Here is a 14763-nt window from a genome sequence, read left to right as displayed (position 1 = left end):
AATAAAGGAAGTAAGTATGTCTAAAGTTGCAGTAGTTACAGGTGGTACAAAAGGTATTGGCTTAGCCGTAGTAAAGCGTTTGCTAAATAATGGCTATGAAGTACATAACCTTGATATAGAGCTGAGCGAAATCGGTATATTTCATCAGTGTGATGTAAGTGATGTATCGGCGGTAAAAAGCTGTATCAACGCTATCTGTGAACAAAGCAAACGTATTGATGTACTTGTTTCTAATGCTGGAAAACACTTAAGCGCAAATATAGAAAGCACCGACGAGCAAACTCTCGATGCACTTTTTGCGCTTAATGTTAAAGGCGCTTATGCCGCAATACAAAGCGTATTGCCAAGCATGAAAGCGCAAAATGGCGGTGCTATTATATTAGTCGCTTCCGATCAGGCAATTATAGGTAAGCAAAACTCTTTTGCGTATAACCTAACAAAACATGCCCTTGCCTCAATGGCTAAAACAACAGCGCTTGATTACGCGGGTTTTAATATTAGAGCAAATGCGGTATGCCCTGGCACAATAGAAACCCCGCTATTTCATAACGCGATAGATGCGTACTGCGCAAAAAGTGGCGCAAACAAAGCTGAAATAGTTGCCGAGGAAGCAAGTCTGCAACCGCTTAACCGATTAGGTCAAGCCGACGAGGTTGCCGCCCTTGTGAGCTTTTTAGCAAGCGACGATGCCAGCTTTATTACTGGCAGCCTACAAAGTATTGATGGTGGTTACACAGCGCAATGAATACTGCCCAATGAGTAATCTGCAATGAGCCTAAAAATTATTGACCCACACGTACACTTTTTTAATTTAGTAGAAGGTCAATACTCATGGCTACAAGGTGCTAACCCACCAGCGTGGCCTAACCTAGAAAAAATTAAACAACCAGTAAGTGCACAGCAACTTGTTAAAAGTACTGACTTTGAGCTAGTAGGGCTTGTTCATATAGAAGCCGGATTCGATAACACCTCCCCTATTAACGAGCTAAACTGGCTAGACTCGCATTTAAAAGGTATTCCATTTAAAGCCATTAGCTACAACCAAATTGACTCATCGGCTGATGAGTTTATAAACTCGTTAGAAGCTTTAGCCCATCTGAGTTTGTGTGGCATTAGAGATATAACCGAAGGTACTGACGCAAAGCGTTTATTAGATGCTAATAGTTTTAAAAACCTAACAATATTATCAGATACCCAACTGCATTTTGAAGCTCAGTTTGATATTGAAAATAGCGAAATAACCAAACGAGTGGCTTACTACGCTAAGCAGCTACCGCAGCTTCAAATTATAATTAATCATGCAGGGTTGCCAAGTAATTTAAATGATTGGCGACAAGGTGTTGAGTTACTTGCTCAGCATGACAACATAGCAATTAAATTCTCTGGTTTTGAATTACTACAACTCACCAGTGAGCAACAAGCCGCGTGTTTTAATTTTCTTTTTAATCACTTTGGCCAGCAGCGTATTATGTTTGCTAGCAACTTCCCTGTGTGCCAAATAAATACAAGCTACAACAACCTATGGCACTGCCATAAGGCGCTATGCTCAAACGATAAGACATGGCATGACCTTAGCTATGCAAACGCTAAGCACTACTACCAAGTGTAAGTAAAACTAGTTATATTAAACTCTCTTTTTATGATAATACGGCCAATTTATGAAAATGTACTTTTTACTAATCGTTGTATTTTCAGCGCTTTTTCTCAATGGCTGCATATCTCAAAATCCAGACCCGACACCTAAGCTGCAACATGCTCTACTGGCAAAGCCAAATAAAACAGCGGTTAGCAAAGCAATTAAAACACTTGTACATATGCAAGAGACTCAATTAGCTGATGATGTATTTACTACCAGCAGCACAGTAACCCTTAGCAATGTAGATGGTAATAATATTATCGACACGCAAAGTCGCAATACACCCGATCAGTTTGAATTGATGATTAAAGGCAAGCAATGCTATATACGCCACCTTGATAGTAAAGCAACTATTGAACTTAAAGACGTGGAATGTAAAATCAACGAGTTATAACAAGCTTTACCTCCCCCCAAACGAGTAAAAGCCGGTAAGTGACTAATCACTTACCGGCTTTTTAATGTATAACCTAAAGTTAGGTTAAAAGGCTATTATTTTATTTCTACGCGTTGAGAACGCATAACAATCTCATCGTTTAATTCAATACCTAACCCAGGCTCTTCTGATACTTCAAAGAAACCATTTTTAGGTTGTGGGTCTTGTAAACATAACTCGCGGTTCCACTTTTTAATCGCATAAGTATGGTGCTCATGAATCAAAAAGTTAGGGATAGCCGTTTCTAAGTGCAGTGATGCTGCCGTTGCAACAGGCCCGCCACATACGTGAGCTTGAATACGCACATCAAAAATATCAGCGTAATCACACACTTTTTTGGTTTCGGTAAAACCACCACATAAACCAATATCAGGTTGTAGAACATCAATACTTTGATCTTCTAAGTACGGGCGCACACCCCAGCGATTATACAAACGTTCACCACCAGCAATAGGCACATTAACTTTATCTGCTACTTTTGCATGTAATGAATGGTTTAAATAGTTAACTGGCTCTTCAAAGTACATACAGTCAAATTCTTCTGCAATTTCACCCAACTGAATGGCGGTTGTAACACCCGGTAAACTGTGGCATTCAAAAATAATATCTACTTCGTCGCCTACTGCTTCGCGAATAGCTTGCATACGCGCACGGTATAGCTTCATTTCAGTACGTGAGATTATTTTTGTACGGTCGTAATAAGTATTGCCGTCTTTATCGTACTGAATTGGATCTACTTTTACTGCATCGTAACCTTCGGCCATCGCCTTTAAAGCCGCTTCTGCATATTCTTGCGGCTGTACTAGCGCTTTAAATTCGCTATCCCAGTCAAACTGTAATTGCGAAGCGTAAGTGCGTAGTTTGTCGTTAACTTTACCGCCTAACAATTGATATACAGGTAAACCAAGCGCTTTACCTTTTATATCCCAAAGTGCGGTATCAATTGCGCTCATTGCAGCATATACAACAGGTCCGCCGCCTAAACCCCAAAAGCTTTCACGTAACATACGAGACCATAGTTTTTCTGTTTGAAACGGGTCGTGGCCGATTAAAAAGGCGTCGGCCATTTCCTTAATCATAGCCGCTGCAGCACTGTGACCTAAATCGTATGCAAGGCCCGCTTCGCCAACACCACTAATACCTTCGTCAGTATGAATACGTACAAACACAGGTGTCCAAGAAGGTCTATCAGGACAGTGAATATCAAATACTTCAACGCGATTTACTTTCATTAAAATTCCTTATTAACCGCTATGGGTTATTTTGCAAAACTAGGGTCAAGTCGATACGCTTTACGTAACATAGCAGGCCACGCAAGTTGCCCGCCAGTGCTGCCACTGTGTACTACGTTTGCTTGATTATAAATATTGTCGATTATAGGCTGCGGTACTTCAATAACCTCTTGCGAGCTTGATTGTAGCGCTAATTGAATTTCACACGCTCGCTGTAAATCATAAAAGCGCATAAACGCATCACCTACCGTTGGGCCTACTGTTAAGCCCCCATGGTTTACCAGTAACATATGGTTAGTGTTGCCTAAATCATCTTGCAGCACTTTCCGCTCGTCGTCGTTTACTGCAAGCCCTTCGTAGCCATGATAAGAAAGCGATGGCAGTGAAAACATTGAATACTGGCTAAGCGGTAATAAACCATTTTTTTGTGTAGCCACAGCGATTGTTTCTTTAGTATGAAGGTGAATAACACAATGCGCGTCTTCGCGTACCTCATGAATCGCACTGTGAATAGTAAAGCCAGCAGGGTTAATACTAAATGGCGTATCGTCAATAATGTTACCGTCTAAGTCGACCTTTACTAAATTAGACGCAGTTACTTCATCAAAGGTTAAACCAAAGGCATTTACTAGGTAGTGATCGGTGCCAGGCAAACGTGCTGATAAATGCGTATAGATCAAATCCCCCCAACGAAAGTGCTCTACCAGTCTGTAACACGCAGCTAAATCAATACGCAGTTGCCACTCTTGTGCTGATACTTTGTTTTTTAAATCGAGTTTGGGTAAATCAAACATAATAAGCCTTTTAAAAACGTACATTATTAACCTGTACGAACAGATGTTTAGAAGTCTAAAGCAGTCTCTATTTTATAGCAAACACCAAACAAAACAGCCACACTATTGTGTGGCTGTTTATAAAACTAAAATACCAATTGCATTAAAATGGTATAACTGCGTAAATTATTTTACGTTAGCTAGGTAATCTGCAATTGCTTCAAACTCTTCATCAGTTACCGTTGCAACCATTGCTTTCATAGCCATGGTCATACCGTTATTACGTGCACCTGATTTGATGTCTTTCATTTGCGCTACTAAGTAGTCTTTGTTTTGACCGTTTAGTTTAGGGTACATACCCATAATTGGTGCTTTACCTTCAGCGCCATGACAAGTTTGACAATTTTTAGCGGTATAAAGTGCAGCGCCATCGGCAGCAGCTGCATTAAACGAGAAGCTTGCGGCTAAAGTAATACCCGCGCCTAATAGTAGTGTTTTCATCTTGCTCATTGTATTTACTCTTCTTTTTTGACGGTTAGAAAAAACTGTTCTATTGATTGTAGTAAACAATCAAATAAAAAGCATACGTACGAAACGACGCTAGACGATCAACTCAACCAAAAACTGCTAACTCGTTTCTGTCTCACTTTTATATACTTTAGCAAATAAAAATGAGCTTACCCTTAATAGACTATTACCACACTATATCATCTGGTACTTCAAAGTCTGCGTACGGGTCATCTTCATCTTTTGGTTTGTTTTCTGGCTCTACATGAAAAACAATATACTTTTCGTCAACTTCAGCCACTTTGCGTGCTGGTTCGTCGTCTAATACGTAAAATTGCCCTTCTAGTACACAAATAGCTAAACGACCGCCCGATAACGCTTTTTGCGTTTTCTCGTTCACGTCGATATTTTTTACTTTGTTTTGATAAGTAAAATTAAATGTGCGCTCACCACGAATAGCGTCTTGGTTGTGGTGCTCTAAAATTTGTTTAACACGCGCTTCTTGCTCGCGCTGCTTTAAGCTCACTTGGCGTGTTTGGTTAAGCTCTTCAGCTTTTCTTTGCTGTTCTAGCTTGGTTTGTTGAATATGCTTTTGCAGATCACTTGGGTTGCTAGTAGCCCCTTTCTTTTGCTTTTTTTGTTGCTTACGCTTTTCTGATTTAGCAACTTTAGCATTATGCGATGTTGTTAATCCTGCTTGAAGCAATTGGTCTTGTAATGAACCCATGGCTTTGTTCCACTAAAAACTAATATTATCGCTATTTTAATCACCAACGAGTTCAAATAACAGCGCTATCGACATTAATCTAGCAAACTAGTTAAAACAAACCATGATATAGCGCAATGACTATGGTTTTAATTATGAATTAAAAGCAATTTTTAATACAATACCACGCAACCAATCAGCAAATGCACAAGCCATATAATGCGTTTACCTCATCTACTCGTTTGCTCGGTATTTATATTTTTTGTGCTTTATGCACCGCAACCCCTACTTAGCCTTTTTGCGAGCGAATTTAATGTAGCACCTGCGGTAGCTGGCAGCTTAATGACTGCAACTATGCTGCCCTTAGCCATTGCCCCGCTCGTTTATGGTTTATTTTTAGCAAAAATAAATCCATTACTTATATTACGTATTGCAATGGTGCTTTTAGGCCTTAGCTGCTTACTTTTTATTTATGTACCTAGCTTTGAGCTTTTATTATTAGTCAGGTTTTTACAAGGTCTAACGCTCCCCGCAGCTTTAACAGCAATGACTAGCTATATAGGTATGAGTTATAGCGCTGATACACTTCAAAAAAACATGACCCTATATATTGGTAGCAGTATAGTTGGTGGTTACTTTGGTCGTGTGCTCGCAGCTTTGTTTAGCGACTTATGGAATTGGCAGAGCTTTTATTACGTAATTGCTTTTATGCTTATTTTTTTAGCTTTAACAATCAAACATTCTCAATTTTCGAACCCAGCAACAAAGTCTCAGCTTTCACCACTGGACTACATTAAACAGCTTAAAGAAGGGGCTATCCTTAAAGTGTACGGTGCCGTTTTTTGTATGTTTTTTTGCTTTGCTGCACTACTTAATTACTTACCGTTTATATTACAAAACACGTTTTTAATTACCAATACTCGTGACATAGGTTTAGTTTACAGTGGTTATTTAGTTGGTGCCCTCGCCTCGATTGCTGCACCTTGGTTACTTAAAAAAGTCCCTTCGCCTTGGCATTTATTAACTGCGGTATTTAGTTTTTATAGTGTGAGTATTATTTTATTAATGAGCCACCAGCTTAGCTTATTTTTAATCGCATTTACTTTGTTTTGTGGCGCTATGTTTGTGATTCACTCAACTGCCGCACCGCTCGTTAATAAAATAAGTAAAGCCCCGCCAAGCGTAACCAATGGCGGATATGTATCGTTTTATTACAGTGGTGGGGCATTGGGGTCGTTATTACCCGGTGTGGTATACCAACATCATGGGCAAACAGCGTTTATGTTTACGCTGCTCGCGGTTTGCTTATGCGGTTTATCGTTAATTATGTGGGCTTATTTTGAGGGTAAAAATACAACGCGCGGTTGATGCTTTGTGTGATTAAAAAATGTTTCTAAATCAGCTTTACTAAGCAACCATGTTTGGGTGTTTTCAAACGGATGACAATGAAACAAATTACCACCCCAAATATCTTGATCGACCCATAAGCTCACTTCGTTTTGCTTATCATTTAAAAGAGCCAACATAGATACACACCCAGGAGCCACTTTTAAATACGTTGCTAAGCGTTCACTCGATGCAAACCCTAAACGCGAAAGCCCTTGCTGCTTTGATAGTACCTTTAAATCGAGTTGCTTATTGTGCGCTGTAATAACTAAAAAGTGTCGTTTGCCTTCGTTATCGCGTAAAAACAGGTTTTTAAGACGAGTACCTGGGCGCTCAATTATAAACTCATCAGCCGCTAAGCTAGTATGTAGCGGCGGATGTTCTATTGCATCGTAAGTAATATCTAGGTCCGCTAAAAGCTCTGCTAACTTAGTTTTATCAGCCAACATATTACAAACAACGCCCTCTTAGCTGTACACTCAGATCTCGCCATAAAACATCATTAACTTCATGTTTATTATCGCAATATTTACGCTCTTTTAGCTCTTGGTTCAATAATTCAACGGCTTGGTCTTCTAGCTGCAACTTCAGAATGCTCGATTCTTCAAAATGCTCTTGTTCAATATACTGCTTAACCTCACCACGGCTTGGTCTCTTGTTAGGACCACGGTCAAGGTTAAAGTTTTCACGATGCTTAGCTTTTACCGAAACAACATAAGCAAAAAGTTTATTGCCTTGCTCATCTTTTTTTTCGTGAAACTGTTTATTATTTATTTCAAAAGGAGGATCATCATTTGAGGCACAACCAGCGAGTAAAACCATAAGCGCTAGAACACATTTTTTCATTGTTTTTTATCGTTTTAGTTTTGAATTAAGCCGAGTCTAACAAAAATTGACGTAAACAGTGAAAATTTACGAAAAAATACTTGACCAAATTTATAAAAAAACTTAAAGTTCGTCCCGCTTGGAACTCAGCAGTCAAGCAGTTACATTATATGTAATTTAGGAATGTGGGGCTATAGCTCAGCTGGGAGAGCGCCTGCCTTGCACGCAGGAGGTCAGCAGTTCGATCCTGCTTAGCTCCACCACTTTCCTACTCCTTTTCAAAGTCATTTTATTCTTCTGTTTTCTCCTTGTTTTAACTATTTTTAAACACCCTACTATTCTAATTTTTCATTCTATATAATTTTAAATTTATCCATTCAACTTGTGTCTTTACAAGTTCTTAGCTATACATAATGTCACACATTAGTACTTTAGGCTTAACATGGACATACCTAAGCGTTCAACGCTAAAAAAGCTAGCTGCAATAGGTTTAACAGCTGGTGCAATAACACATGCGCCTTATGTTTTTGCCCGAAAAAAAGTCACATTAAGAGTGCTTGGTACGCATGTAACACTCCAAGAGGCTATCCGCAAACAAGCGATGAGTGACTTGGGTATTAATATAGAATTTACTCCCGCAGGCAGCGCTGCCGTTTTGCAAAAGGCATCAATGGACCCTAGCTCCTTTGATTTATACGAACAATGGTCAAACAGCATTAATGTGCTTTGGGATGCAGGTTCTATACAGCCAATAGAAAAAAAACGACTCACCTACTTTAACGAGATAAATCCACTTACTAAAACGGGAAAACTAACCGAAACTGCAAGTATTGGTGCAGGTGATGCTCCCTATAAATTATTAAATGTTCAACCCGATGGCACATTAAGCTCACAAGAAAGCGATCATATTAGCTTTTTACCTTATGTGCATAATGTTGACTCTTTTGGTTACAACACCGATTTTATTAAGCCCGGTATAGCATACGAAACCGAAAGCTGGAGTTGGCTGCTTGATGACGAGAATAGAGGTAAAGTAGCTATCGTAAATGCGCCTACTATTGGATTATTTGACCTAGCCCTAGCAGCGCAAAGTAAAGGGCTTATAAAATTTAACAATATAGGTGCGATGACTCGTTCAGAACTTGATAGATTGTTTAGTATATTACTCGACTTTAAACGCCAAGGTCACTTTAGTGGCTATTGGAACTCGGTTCCTGAGTCGATTGAATTTATGAAAAGTAAGCGAGCCCATATAGAAAGTATGTTTTCGCCTGCCGTCTCTGCGTTAAACAGCCAAAATATTAATGTTCGTTTTGCTGCGCCAAAAGAAGGCTACCGAGGCTGGCATGGTGTTATGTGTTTATCGTCACAAACACAAAGTAGCGTAAAAGATGCAGCTTACGATTATATGAATTGGTGGCTTTCAGGCTGGCCTGGTGCATTTATTGCTCGCCAAGGTTATTACATTAGTAACCCACAACGCTCTAAACTACTCTTATCACCGGCCGAATGGGATTACTGGTACGGTGGAAAAGCAACAAACATAGACTTATTAAATACAAATGGCGACGTAGCAGTAAAAGCAGGTGGACAACGTAATGGCGGTAGTTACCATAAACGCTTTAGCAATGTAGCAGTATGGAATACAGTTATGCCAACCTATGACTACAGCTTGCAAAAATGGTATGAGTTGATTAGCCGATAATGATAATAAATTCAATTAAATCAAAAATAATATTAGCTTTGTGTTCGCTGATTGGATTACTTCTTTTACAAAGCTATTTGTTTAACTATTCGCAGACGTCCTTACTTAACTTGCAAAAGTCGCAGCATAACGCGCTTATTCAAAGTGAAGCTGTGAATCACTTAGAAAACGATATTATTTCCCTGCAAGGGCATGCAGTTTCATTTATTGACAATGCAAATGAAAATACAATTACCAAATTTAATTTTTATTTAAATAAGGCAAATCTAAATCTCGAGCAGCTAAAAACAAACACTCAAAACCAGACCCCTGAGTATCAAAACTCACTAATACGCCTTGGCGAGTATTTAAACAATTACCAAGATACATTTGGCCAAGTTGTCGTAAACAGACAAAAACGCGAACGCCTTTACACTACTCAGTTCAAACAGCCTATTGATGACCTACAGGTAACAATTAGTGATTTAGAAGGGTCTTCGAACAATAATAATAAAGTTATTTTTAACGATGTTTTACTCACAATAAGTAATTTAAAACACGCAATTATAAGCTATCTCTATAAACCTAATTTTGATGAAGCACAAAATGTAAAACAAAACTTAAATCACTTACATAAAAAACTAACGAGCACCTCCGTAATAAATGAGTCCCTCTCCAATAAAACAACAAGCTTAAAACAAGCTTATAACCAACTTGTATTACTCACCCGTAGCTACACTTTTTCTGTAAATGTAGTGCTTACAGGCATAGAAAACGAATTGCTGTATTTAACTAATGAAATTAAAAACATAGAAAAAAATAAACTAATCAAAACAGAAGAGCTACTAAGTAGCCACTTAACAAAAAATACAGAACAGGCAAATATATTTGCCGTTTTAATTATGTTAATCATTTTATTTTTAAGCTATTTTATTTTTAGATCGGTTATAAAACCAATTACTCAGCTCACTTTATTACTTAAAGATATGAATAGCGAAAAGCCAGTAACTATTTCAAATAACAGCAAAAATCAAACTGAAATAGCATCGGTAATAAAAGCAGCTAACGCTTTATATTTAAAAAATAAGCAAACCAAAGAGCTACTCAACGAAACCCGCGTATTAAATTCCCAAATGGAAGCAATGAATGCCGACCTGACGAGTGCTATGGAGCAAACCGATAAAGCCAATAAAACAAAAATAGATTTTGTAGCCAATATGAGTCATGAACTTCGCACCCCAATGAATGGCATATTAGGTATGTTGCAACTTTTACAAAGCAGCGAGCTTCCCTCAAGGCAAAAACACTACGCAGATAAAGCTTTTTCAAGTGCTCAAAATTTATTGCAGATTTTAAACAATATTCTGGATTTTTCTAAACTAGAATCGGAAAAAGTCCAGTTAGAGCAAATCCCTTTTACCTTACATACTATAGTTTCTAACGTTCAAAATTTATTCTCAACAAATGCCAAGCAAAAAGGCTTGTTATTAAACTTTACTTTACACGTTGATGCAGGACTTGAACTTATTGGCGACCCAATGCACTTAAGCCAAATAATAAATAACTGTGTAGGTAACGCAATTAAGTTTACTGAGCATGGTGAGATATCATTAATTATAGAAGCGACATCTCAACACGAAAAAACAATAAACCTTCGCTTTAGTATAAAAGACACGGGTATTGGGATGACTGAAGAGCAATCAAAAATTATATTCCAGTCTTTCTCGCAAGGTGATTCAAGCACAACAAGAAAGTATGGTGGGACCGGTTTAGGACTCACTATAAGCAAACAATTAACTAAATTGCTAGGCGGAGATATTCAAGTAAGAAGCACGATTAATCAAGGTAGCGAGTTTTTCTTTACTCTACCCTTTACCTTATCTGAGCAGCAAAAACTTAAAAAACATGCCCTATTAATTAGCCCCGATAATGAGCAAATTAAAAAATTAATGGACTTACTAAGTGATATAAATATAACAACAGAAACAACACAAGAACCATTAAGGGCCATTGCAAAAATGTCTCAGCCTAGTAGCCCATTTAGTATTGTAATAATGTCGATAGAAAAAAAAGAGCTCAACGATAACTTTATTTTACAACAACTGTACGCTCAAAATAAAAACGTTAATGAAAAATTGACACTGATTTTATTAATTACCGATGAAGAGTCTCCTGAGCCAATTGCAAAAAATGAAAATATAGACATTATAATTATTGGTAATAAAAATAGTGAAGTTGAAATTTTAAGAAAGCTTTCACCAAATAATTTCAAAGAAAAGCAATTAAAGCCTCACCCTAAATTCTCGGGTTTTAATGCATTAGTTGTTGATGATAATAGAATTAACCAAGAAATAGCCTCCGCCCTTTTAGCAAAATTAGATATGACCGTGATCATTGCTGATAATGGACATGATGCATTAGATAAAATAGAGATAAATGACATCGATATTATTTTTATGGATGTTCAAATGCCAGTTATGGATGGGCTTGAAGCAACAAGCATATTAAGAGAGCGAGGCTACAAAACTCCCATAATTGCAATTACGGCAGCCGCAGATCCTAATGATAAAAAAGCAGCGTTTAGAGCGGGTATGGATGACTTTTTAGTAAAACCGATTATTTTTGATGCGCTTTACGAAAGTATAGAAAAGCATCTGCAAAGTAGCGAATCTCTGAGCACTATAAACCTGCCTTTAGCAAAAGAAAACCTAGAAAACAATGACGAATTGTTAGCTAAATTATTTACTCAGTTTGTCAACGATTACAATGACTTTTCGATTAAAGCTGATATATTAATCAAAAATGGAGAGTTAGAAAGCTTAATTCGACTAGTACATACACTCAAAGGCTTGGCCGGCACATTAGGCTTTGAGCTACTGCAACAAAGTGCGCAAAGTGTTGAGAAAAGCTTAATAGATAAGAAAAGTATTAATTTATCTCATTTTAATGAGCAATTAATACTTACACTTTTTGCTGTAAAACAATTTTTGATAGCTTACAGCTTTAAAAAAGAACATATACAGCAACATGAACTAGAAAACGAAGACTCAGTTATTGATAATATATACTCATTAGCATTAACGGCTCGCCCCGTACCTAGCAGTTTGATTAGACAGCTAGAAATGAATCAATATGAGAGAGACCACTATCTATTTAAGCTCAAAGAAGCAATTGATCATTTTAACTACGCGTTAGTAATTGAGCTTATTGATAAGTATAGAAACGATAATAAAAATTAGGCATAACCACTAACCTGAACTAGATTAATATTGTAAAGAACGCAGAGAAGGACAGATAGTGCATTCAAATTACCTCGCAAACAATAATGGATTAACCACAGAACAAAAGCATAAACCTTTAATTCTTATTGTTGATGACGAACCTAGTAATTTACACGTATTAGTAGAAGGACTTTTAACTGACTACGATGTACGTATTTCTACTAGTGGTGAGCAGGCTTTGATCTTTATTGAGTCAACTCGGCCTGACTTGATTTTATTAGACATAATGATGCCTGGCATGGACGGCTACGAAGTATGTAATATACTCAAAGCGAAACAAAATACCAAAGGCATCCCCGTCATATTTGTAACTGCGCTTACCGAGGAAGAGTCTGAAGAAAAAGGCTTTGCTATGGGCGCAATTGACTACATACACAAACCTTACAAGCTAGCGCTCGTTAGAGCACGCATTCGCACTCATATTACCGCTCAAGGCATGCTAGATAGGCTTATAGAAAAAAACTTTGACCTGCACGACAAACTACTTGAAATAGAGTCACTGGCGAAAGAGTTAAGTCAGCGTGAAGAAGAATTAAAAGAACTCTCCTCAAAACAAAAGTTATTTTATCAAGCCCTAACGGGAACCGCTGATGGCGTTGTTATTACCGACAGTAACGGAAAAATTATTGCCGTAAACCCTTCATTTTGCCGGATTACAGGTTACTCTGAATCTGACTCCCTGCAAATGCAGTTGCACGATATTAAACAAAATAACCACCCTAGTATTAGCTTTGATCAAGTATGGCATCATGCAAACCAAGCAGGATATTGGAGTGGAGAGCTAGTAACCAGACGAAAAAATGGCGAGCTTTATCCTGAGTTATTAACTCTTAGTATGGTAAGAGGCGAGCAAGATACCAACGTGCACTATATTGGTGTATTTAGTGATATTTCTAGCGTTAAGATAACGCAAGAAAGAATTCACTACCTCACATGGCATGATGAACTTACAGGTTTGCCAAACCGAAATGGTTTTTTAAAGCAGTTAGAGCAGCAACTTCAGGTTTGTAGTACCGAAAATAGTTATGCCTATATTTATATTATTGACATAGACAGCTTCCACTCAATAAATGATGGATTAGGCCTACTCGCTGGCGATAACATTTTAAAAGAATTAACTAAACGAATTCATTCTAAGGTGAGTAAAAAAGATGTTATTGCTCGCTTAGGCAGTGATGAATTTGCAGTACTGTGTACAGTCGAAAAAGGCGTTGGCAGGATCAGAGCCCAAGCTATGGCTGAAAATAAAGCCCAAGAACTGCTCATAAGTGTAAACCATCCCTTTGTCGTTGATGAACAAGACGTTAGCTTAACAGTAAGTATTGGCACGTATATTTTTCCTCGAGAAGATCAGTGGGAAAGCGCTATAGAAACAATCCGTAACTGTGAGGCAGCTTGTTACAAAGCAAAAGAAAAAGGCGGCAATAGAGTTACCTTTTTTGATACTTCGTTTGGCGAGCAAGCAAAACGCCGTTTTGAAATAGAGCAAGATTTACGTAAAGCAATCTCAAATAATGAGTTATCCCTATATTTACAATCCCAATTTGACCGAAGCCAAACCCTTAAAGGGGCTGAGGTTTTATTAAGATGGGAGCATCCTCAAAAAGGCTTCATTAGCCCTGGTGAGTTTATATCTATAGCCGAAGAGTCAGATATAATTTATGACTTAGATTGCTGGGTAACTTCAAATGCACTTGAAATATTAACGCAACTTAGTAAAACTCATCCTGAGTTAAACCTATCAATTAATGTAAGTGGCAGGCACTTTCATGAAGCGCGCTTTTTAAGCTTTATTAGCCAACAAATAAAGCAACATAGCATTAATCCTCAGCAACTCACTATTGAGATAATTGAAGGTACATTGCTTAATCACATGGAAGCGGCTATTGAGGCTGTTCACTTTCTCAAGAAGCTAGGTATTAGGGTATCAATTGATGACTTTGGTACTGGATATTCGAGTTTAACTTATCTTAAACAATTACCCATACAAGAACTAAAAATTGACCGTTCTTTTGTATTGGAAGCACCGACTGATAATAACGATAAGTTGATTATTGATATGATTGTAAGCTTAGGCCGTTTATTTGAACTCGAGATAGTTGCCGAAGGTGTAGAGAATCAGTCCCACTTTGATTTATTGCAAGAATATCCAGAAGTTATTCTTCAAGGCTATTATTTACACAGGCCTGAACCTGCAAGCGACTGGCTTGAAAAACTAAATTAATTACAGAGTAGTCTGAAAAAACAAAAAAGCCGAGTATTTCCATACTCGGCTTTTTAATGAAATTAAGCTTTAGCGG

Annotated in this window: 13 protein-coding genes and 1 tRNA gene; 8 read left to right on the top strand and 6 right to left on the bottom strand. The window is 37.8% G+C overall.

Translation table 11 applies throughout. The annotated features are described in order from the left end of the window. Positions 1-16 precede the first annotated feature (16 nt). The 3 genes from GQR52_RS00345 to GQR52_RS00335 are packed head-to-tail and all read left to right on the top strand — an operon-like array spanning position 17 to position 2030. Entirely contained in the window at positions 17-745 is a 729-nt protein-coding gene (locus GQR52_RS00345; protein ID WP_007586438.1) for an SDR family oxidoreductase, read from the top strand. Positions 746-769: 24 nt separating this feature from the next. Then, a complete protein-coding gene (locus tag GQR52_RS00340) occupies positions 770-1609 on the top strand; it encodes an amidohydrolase family protein (protein WP_165727110.1) in 840 nt (279 codons plus the stop codon). Between the two features lie 49 nt (positions 1610-1658). Beyond that, a complete protein-coding gene (locus tag GQR52_RS00335) occupies positions 1659-2030 on the top strand; it encodes a hypothetical protein (RefSeq protein WP_165727109.1) in 372 nt (123 codons plus the stop codon). A gap of 95 nt (positions 2031-2125) precedes the next feature. On the opposite strand, the gene GQR52_RS00330 is transcribed toward GQR52_RS00335, so the two are convergent. From GQR52_RS00330 to GQR52_RS00315, 4 genes are all read right to left on the bottom strand, one after another. Continuing rightward, positions 2126-3301, bottom strand: coding sequence for a mandelate racemase/muconate lactonizing enzyme family protein (locus GQR52_RS00330; protein ID WP_007375956.1), 1176 nt, complete (start codon positions 3299-3301; stop codon positions 2126-2128). 26 nt (positions 3302-3327) lie between these two features. After that, a complete protein-coding gene (locus GQR52_RS00325) occupies positions 3328-4095 on the bottom strand; it encodes a class II aldolase/adducin family protein (RefSeq protein WP_165727108.1) in 768 nt (255 codons plus the stop codon). Between the two features lie 165 nt (positions 4096-4260). Beyond that, positions 4261-4584 (bottom strand): c-type cytochrome, encoded by a 324-nt coding sequence (locus GQR52_RS00320; RefSeq protein ID WP_002957866.1) that lies wholly within the window; start codon positions 4582-4584, stop codon positions 4261-4263. Between the two features lie 184 nt (positions 4585-4768). Beyond that, positions 4769-5308, bottom strand: coding sequence for a DUF2058 domain-containing protein (locus GQR52_RS00315; protein ID WP_165727107.1), 540 nt, complete (start codon positions 5306-5308; stop codon positions 4769-4771). A 198-nt stretch (positions 5309-5506) separates the two neighbouring features. On the opposite strand from GQR52_RS00315, the gene GQR52_RS00310 reads away from it, so the two are divergent. Then, the gene (locus GQR52_RS00310; RefSeq protein WP_165727106.1) at positions 5507-6655 is read left to right on the top strand and encodes an MFS transporter; all 1149 of its coding nucleotides are present in this window, start codon (positions 5507-5509) and stop codon (positions 6653-6655) included. Here the strand turns inward: GQR52_RS00310 and GQR52_RS00305 are convergent. Next, on the bottom strand, positions 6622-7122 hold the full coding sequence (locus tag GQR52_RS00305) for a prolyl-tRNA synthetase associated domain-containing protein (RefSeq protein ID WP_165727105.1): 501 nt from the start codon (positions 7120-7122) through the stop codon (positions 6622-6624). The genes GQR52_RS00310 and GQR52_RS00305 overlap by 34 nt on opposite strands. A 1-nt stretch (position 7123) precedes the next feature. Beyond that, entirely contained in the window at positions 7124-7519 is a 396-nt protein-coding gene (locus tag GQR52_RS00300; protein ID WP_165727104.1) for a hypothetical protein, read from the bottom strand. 166 nt (positions 7520-7685) lie between these two features. Between GQR52_RS00300 and GQR52_RS00295 the strand changes: the two genes are divergently transcribed. From GQR52_RS00295 to GQR52_RS00280, 4 genes are all read left to right on the top strand, one after another. Then, positions 7686-7761, top strand: a tRNA-Ala gene (locus GQR52_RS00295). Positions 7762-7940: 179 nt separating this feature from the next. Continuing rightward, complete coding sequence (locus GQR52_RS00290; RefSeq protein WP_165727103.1) at positions 7941-9203, top strand: extracellular solute-binding protein; 1263 nt, start codon at positions 7941-7943, stop codon at positions 9201-9203. After that, positions 9203-12421 (top strand): ATP-binding protein, encoded by a 3219-nt coding sequence (locus tag GQR52_RS00285; protein WP_165727102.1) that lies wholly within the window; start codon positions 9203-9205, stop codon positions 12419-12421. The genes GQR52_RS00290 and GQR52_RS00285 overlap by 1 nt, the downstream gene beginning before the upstream one ends. 58 nt (positions 12422-12479) lie before the next feature. After that, on the top strand, positions 12480-14687 hold the full coding sequence (locus GQR52_RS00280) for an EAL domain-containing protein (protein ID WP_165722395.1): 2208 nt from the start codon (positions 12480-12482) through the stop codon (positions 14685-14687). Positions 14688-14763: the final 76 nt, after the last annotated feature.

The organism is Pseudoalteromonas sp. 31A1, assembly GCF_011378815.1.
In the GTDB taxonomy this organism is placed as follows: Bacteria; Pseudomonadota; Gammaproteobacteria; order Enterobacterales; family Alteromonadaceae; genus Pseudoalteromonas; species Pseudoalteromonas arctica.
This window is presented reverse-complemented; position numbering and strand designations above follow the sequence as displayed.

What these genes read in the sequence shown, in the direction of transcription:
- GQR52_RS00290 (WP_165727103.1), top strand. Translation starts at nt 7,941, where the DNA reads ATGGACATACCTAAGCGTTCAACGCTAAAAAAGCTAGCTGCAATAGGT.
- GQR52_RS00315 (WP_165727107.1), bottom strand. Translation starts at nt 5,308, where the DNA reads ATGGGTTCATTACAAGACCAATTGCTTCAAGCAGGATTAACAACATCG.
- GQR52_RS00300 (WP_165727104.1), bottom strand. Translation starts at nt 7,519, where the DNA reads ATGAAAAAATGTGTTCTAGCGCTTATGGTTTTACTCGCTGGTTGTGCC.
- GQR52_RS00285 (WP_165727102.1), top strand. Translation starts at nt 9,203, where the DNA reads ATGATAATAAATTCAATTAAATCAAAAATAATATTAGCTTTGTGTTCG.
- GQR52_RS00340 (WP_165727110.1), top strand. Translation starts at nt 770, where the DNA reads ATGAGCCTAAAAATTATTGACCCACACGTACACTTTTTTAATTTAGTA.
- GQR52_RS00335 (WP_165727109.1), top strand. Translation starts at nt 1,659, where the DNA reads ATGAAAATGTACTTTTTACTAATCGTTGTATTTTCAGCGCTTTTTCTC.
- GQR52_RS00325 (WP_165727108.1), bottom strand. Translation starts at nt 4,095, where the DNA reads ATGTTTGATTTACCCAAACTCGATTTAAAAAACAAAGTATCAGCACAA.
- GQR52_RS00305 (WP_165727105.1), bottom strand. Translation starts at nt 7,122, where the DNA reads ATGTTGGCTGATAAAACTAAGTTAGCAGAGCTTTTAGCGGACCTAGAT.
- GQR52_RS00345 (WP_007586438.1), top strand. Translation starts at nt 17, where the DNA reads ATGTCTAAAGTTGCAGTAGTTACAGGTGGTACAAAAGGTATTGGCTTA.
- GQR52_RS00310 (WP_165727106.1), top strand. Translation starts at nt 5,507, where the DNA reads ATGCGTTTACCTCATCTACTCGTTTGCTCGGTATTTATATTTTTTGTG.
- GQR52_RS00330 (WP_007375956.1), bottom strand. Translation starts at nt 3,301, where the DNA reads ATGAAAGTAAATCGCGTTGAAGTATTTGATATTCACTGTCCTGATAGA.
- GQR52_RS00320 (WP_002957866.1), bottom strand. Translation starts at nt 4,584, where the DNA reads ATGAGCAAGATGAAAACACTACTATTAGGCGCGGGTATTACTTTAGCC.